Below are 5357 nucleotides of genomic sequence, written 5' to 3' on the forward strand. Positions count from 1 at the left end.
TGGCTGCCAGACGGGTATGCTGATCCAATACGGCTGGTAAGCGCCAACCCCCTGGTCCCACTCGGCTTTCTCGCGCCCACCCCCGCGCTCCGGACCGGCGCGAGACCCCGCTGTCCCCCATTGGCGGCACGGGCTTTCCTGGACCCCGCCCGAGCCGCCAAGCCCCCCGCGCCATGGTCCCACGGCGCGGGGGAATTTTCCCCCGATCCCCCAAAACCCCCCGTCGCCCCCCGTGCACCCCGCGTACACCCCCGGTGCACCCCCCGTGCACCGGTTTGGCCGTTTTCGCCCTCTCCCTCCTTCTTCTTGGTGAAAATACTCCGGGGGGTCCGGGGGGCAGCGCCCCCCGGCCGGTTGACGCCGAAGGCGGCAATCCTGTGAAGGGGGACTCGGGCAGGTCGGTGGCAGCAAGCGGGGCGTCGGTTTCCCGAAGCGCTTGGCCCGAAAAACCGCTAGTCTCGCCCCGATCCCACCCAAGGAAGCGACCCCATGTTCCTGAGCGTCTTCGACATCTTCAAGATCGGTATCGGCCCGTCCTCGTCACACACGATGGGGCCGATGACGGCGGCGTCCCGGTTCTTGCAGGCGCTGAGAGGCGGCCTGCGCGAGCCGGGGGCGGGCGAGGTGGCGCATGTGTCCTGTTCGTTGCATGGCTCGCTGGCCTTCACCGGCAAGGGGCATGCGACGGACCGCGCGGTGATCCTTGGGCTGTTGGGCTTCGTGCCTGCCACAATCGACCCCGATGAAGCCGAAGCCGCCGAGGCGCGGTTGCGCGACACCAAGGTGATCCAGCCCGACGGCTTGCCCGCGCTGAGGTTCGACCCCGAGGCCGACGTGATCTTCGATTTCGGGCCGCCGCTGCCGGGCCATGCCAACGGAATGGTGATGCGCGGCTTCGATGCGGCGGGGCATCTTTACATGGAAGAGACCTATTACTCGGTCGGCGGCGGCTTCGTGGTGACGGCGGCGGAACTGGCCGGGGCCGATCAGGGCGGGGCCGAGGCGCTGCATGCCGAGAAACAGGCGCAGGGCTATCCCTTTCCTTTCGGATCGGCCGAGGAAATGCTGCGGCTGGGGCAGATCTCGGGCAAGTCGATTGCCGAGATGAAATGGGAAAACGAGGCCACCCATGGCGGACGCATGGCTGTCAAGACGCGGCTGGATGCCGTATGGCAGGCGATGGACGATTGCATCGACCGGGGGCTGCGCATGGATGGCATCCTGCCCGGCGGGTTGAAGGTAAAGCGCCGTGCCAAGGCCATCCACGAGCAGTTGCTGGCCGAGCGCGGCAAGAACATCGCGCAACCGCATGTGGTGAACGACTGGCTCAGTGTTTACGCCATGGCGGTGAACGAGGAAAACGCGGCGGGGGGCAAGGTCGTGACGTCGCCCACCAACGGCGCGGCGGGCGTGGTGCCGGCTGTGCTGCGTTACTACCGCGACCATTGCATCGGCGCGAGCGAGGAAGGGCGGCGCACTTTCCTGATGACGGCGGCGGCGATTGGCGGGCTGATCAAGCACAATGCCAGCATTTCGGGGGCCGAGGTTGGCTGTCAGGGCGAGGTCGGCTCGGCCAGCGCCATGGCGGCGGCAGGTCTGTGCGCTGCCCTTGGCGGCAGCAATGAGCAGATCGAAAATGCCGCCGAGATCGCCCTGGAGCATCACCTTGGCATGACGTGCGACCCGGTGGCGGGGTTGGTGCAGGTGCCCTGCATCGAACGGAACGGTCTGGGCGCGATCAAGGCCGTGTCGGCCGCGTCGCTGGCCTTGCGCGGCGACGGGCAACATTTCATGCCGCTGGACAATTGCATCGAGGCGATGCGTCAGACCGGCATGGATATGAGTGACAACTACAAGGAAACCAGCCGGGGCGGGCTGGCGGTGAATATCCCTGAGTGTTGAGGCGGATGTGCGGGCGGTGGCGCTGCGATCCCAGGCTGTGGTGAGGGGGGCGTGGGGCGAGATGCCCGTTTTCACGGGCATGACGGGGATATGGAACGGGCGTCATGGCAGCCGGCGCAGGGCGCGCGCGGCAGACAGCGTGCGGGCCGCTGTCTGCGCCGGGTTTACTCTGCCGCCGAGGCGTTGGCCTGTAGGCGCTCTTCTTCCTCGATAAAGCGCAGGAGCAGGTCCTTGGCCTTGTCGTCGGTCACCTTGAATTCGCTGATCCGGTTGCGGTTCAGCATGTGGCGCAGTTTGGACAGGTTGCCATTGCCGATGGCGCCATCGACATTTTCGTGGATCTGGCCCGCCGCCGATTTTGCCCGCAGCCACTGACGCAGGTATTCATGGTCGGTCGGGGCCTTGACGCACCAGACGCGCTCGAACGCCATCATGATGAAATCCTGGACCGATTTGCGCAGGTGGCGGCGATCTTCCTTGAACGGGTAGGTGAAGATATCGGCCACGATTTCATAGGACGGCCAATAGAAGATATGGCCCTCGTCCTTGAATTCGCGCATCACCTCGTCGATGGCGACGCGCAGAACGGCCTTGGACACGCTGTTGGCGCTGATGCAGCTTTCGTCGCGGAACGTCGTGATCAGCGGGATCGGAGACAGCGTTAGGATGATCTTGGCATCGGGGCGATGCTTGCGGATCAGGTGATAGATGGCACGCAGGTTCTCGGTGTTTTCCTGCGCCGTCGATACGCGGAACTTGTGGCGTTCGGGGTCGTATCTATCCTTGGGCAGGGTGCGCCAGAAGACGCCGCCGGTGGGCTCGTCATACCAGACCTCGGACAAGCCAAGGGTCAGGATGAAGACATCGGTTTCGTTGAACAGGCGCAGGGTTTCCTGCCGCACGTCTTCATCATAGCCGAATTCCTCGGCCTTGTAGCCGTGCCACAGCGGCGCCTCGAATTTTTTGGCCTCGAACGCCCATTCGAATTGCTGGCGAATGACGAAGGAATTGACCATGCCCTCGCCGCAACTGACGACATAGGCGTTGCTGTCGGAATTGCGGGTCAGGACGTTGTAGTGGCGCGAGGCCAGCCAATCCGAGATATAGGCGGCAAAGCAGCTGCCGAAGGCGGTGACCTTGGTCGTTTCGTCGATGCAGGGGGCGGGTGGCGTCCAGCCTTGCAGGACATAATCCATCACGGCGGTTTCCGGCATCATCTGCATCGCCTTGGGCGGGCGGCTGCCTTTCGATCCGCGAAACCACGTCTGGTGCACGCGGCCGTCCTTGGTGGATTCATTGCCTTCGATGCGGTCAGCCGCCTTGGTCACGGCGGACGGGTCCAACAGCTTGGTCATGGGGTGCCTCTTGCTCGATCCGGGGCATTTGCCCTCGTCTTTGGGGGAATCGTAGCAGGTCAGGCGGAAAAATGAATCTTCTTTTTCACAAAAGGGGGGATGTCCCGTCCTTCGGGGCCGCGCGCATGGTTTCGCCGGGGTCGAAGCCCGCATCCATGGTGATGATGTGATCGCAATCCTCGCCTGCCACGCGGGCAGCGATGATTTCGGCCGCAGCCCGGCCGATTTCCAGCCGCCGCGTGTCCATCGTGGCCAGCCGCATTGGCAGGCCGTCGAGAATTTCCACCGCGTTGAAGCCTGCAAGCCCCATGTCCTCGGGGATGCGAATGCCCTGTTCGAGACAGTAAAGCAACCCGCCCGCCCCGATCATGTCATTGGAATAATAGAGGAAATCGAGGTCATCATGGCGCGAGAGCATTTCCTGCGTCATCTCGCGGCCTTTGCCCAGACCCGAGTTGCCGGAATAGAAGATGCGGTCGGCCAGGGCGACGCCTGCCTCATCCAGCACGCCTTCAAAGCCTTCCAGCCGTTTCCGGGCGCGGTGGTCTTCCGGCATCTTGGTGCCCATGAAGCCGATGCGCGTATACCCGCGCGACAGGATTTCGCGGGCCATGCGCGCGCCCGCGGCGCGGTGGCTGATCCCCACCATCGAGTCGATGGGGTCGCCGTCGGCATCCATGATCTCGACCACCGGAATACCGGAATTGGCCAGCATCGCCTTGGACGCGTCGGAATGTTCGATGCCCGCGACGATCATGCCCGAGGGCCGCCACGACAGCATCTCGTAGATCACTTCCTCTTCGCGCTCGCCCTTGTAGTGGGTCGCGCCGAAGACCGGTTGCAGGGGCGTGTCGTCGAGAATATCCGAGATCCCCGCCAGCACTTGCGGAAACACCATGTTCGACAACGACGGAATCACCACGCCGACAAGGTTCACGCGAGACGACGCGAGCGCGCCCGCGATCTTGTTGGGCACGTAGCCGAGTGACCGTGCAGCCTCCAGCACCCGTTGCCGAGTCGCCTGAGACACGTCGCCCCGGTTGCGCAGAACGCGGCTGACCGTCATTTCCGACACGCGGGCGGTCTCGGCGACGTCGCGCAGGGTCAGTTGGGGGCGGCCCGGATCAGTCGGTCTTGGCGGCAATTCGGTAAGCTCCTGCAATGGTTGCGGTAACAAAAACTGTTACGCGGTTCCGCCCGTCTTGTCCAAACCTGAAAACGGGTTGTGGAAAGTGGGCAGCCGCGACTTGTCAGCGCCGCAGGAATTGCGCAGAACGGGGCTTGGGTCGGCCCCGTGGCTCAACTGGATAGAGCAGCCCCCTCCTAAGGGGCAGGTTGCAGGTTCGAATCCTGCCGGGGTCGCCAAAAACGCCTGAAAAATATGGCTTATTTGCAAGGGGTTCTGCAGGAGCGTGCAGAAACGCCCGTTTCGTTTTCCGCCGAATTCTCCGAAAACGACCGAAATCTCGTACAAAACCTGTACAAAATTCGTACGTCTGTGCGGCTTTTGAGGCCATCCGATGAGCTGGCGGGTGGCGAATGCGTGTGCGGAGCGGAAGTTCGGTAGTGCGACGCGCAAGCAGATCATCATGCTTCTGGCAGACAAGGCCTCGGATGATGGGTCGGGCATATGGTGTTCGAAAGGGACCATCCAGCGGCATACGGAGCTCGGCGAGACTACCGTCAAGCGGACGATCCGTGACTTCTTAAAGGAAGGCATCCTGGTCGAGACCGGCGCGCGGGGGTGCAAGAATGGATTCACGGTGGTCTACCGGATCGATCTTGCCCGTATCGAAGCGCTGGAACTGACGGCTGAGCCCGAGATTGAGACGGGGGCCACAGTGGACCCCGTCCGGACTGGACCCGGAACGGGGACCACAGTGGCCGGGGTACCGGGGCCACCACGGCCCCCAAACCATCCTAAAACCATCCATAAACCTCCTACGCGCGAGCGCGAGTCGGCGGAGGATATAGAGGTTGAGAAGATTCTGGTCGCCTATCCGCCTGACCGCATGCGCGGGAATGGACCTGTCACGTCTTTGTGCCGCCCCAAGTGCTCGTTTAGGCCACTTTCCGTTCGAAGGCGACCGGGCTTTTCCA

The 5357-nt window shown here is 63.4% G+C and carries 3 protein-coding genes, 1 tRNA gene and 1 pseudogene; 3 read left to right on the forward strand and 2 right to left on the reverse strand.

The window, feature by feature from the left end; genetic code table 11:
• The first annotated feature begins 489 nt into the window (after nt 1-489).
• On the forward strand, nt 490-1902 hold the full coding sequence (locus BKY27_RS19290; RefSeq protein ID WP_071676086.1) for an L-serine ammonia-lyase: 1413 nt from the start codon (nt 490-492) through the stop codon (nt 1900-1902).
• Between the two features lie 164 nt (nt 1903-2066).
• Here the strand turns inward: BKY27_RS19290 and BKY27_RS19295 are convergent, their stop codons facing one another.
• A complete protein-coding gene (locus BKY27_RS19295; protein ID WP_071676087.1) occupies nt 2067-3257 on the reverse strand; it encodes a GSCFA domain-containing protein in 1191 nt (396 codons plus the stop codon).
• An 85-nt stretch (nt 3258-3342) separates the two neighbouring features.
• The gene (locus tag BKY27_RS19300; protein ID WP_324610031.1) at nt 3343-4419 is read right to left on the reverse strand and encodes a LacI family DNA-binding transcriptional regulator; all 1077 of its coding nucleotides are present in this window, start codon (nt 4417-4419) and stop codon (nt 3343-3345) included.
• 126 nt (nt 4420-4545) lie between these two features.
• Here BKY27_RS19300 and BKY27_RS19305 point away from each other — a divergent pair.
• A tRNA-Arg gene (locus tag BKY27_RS19305) sits at nt 4546-4622 on the forward strand.
• 224 nt (nt 4623-4846) lie between these two features.
• Nucleotides 4847-5357 (forward strand): annotated as a pseudogene (locus tag BKY27_RS20455) (hypothetical protein); the annotation flags it as partial.

Origin of the sequence: Nioella nitratireducens (assembly GCF_001879715.1) — a bacterium.
Classification (GTDB): domain Bacteria; phylum Pseudomonadota; class Alphaproteobacteria; order Rhodobacterales; family Rhodobacteraceae; genus Nioella; species Nioella nitratireducens.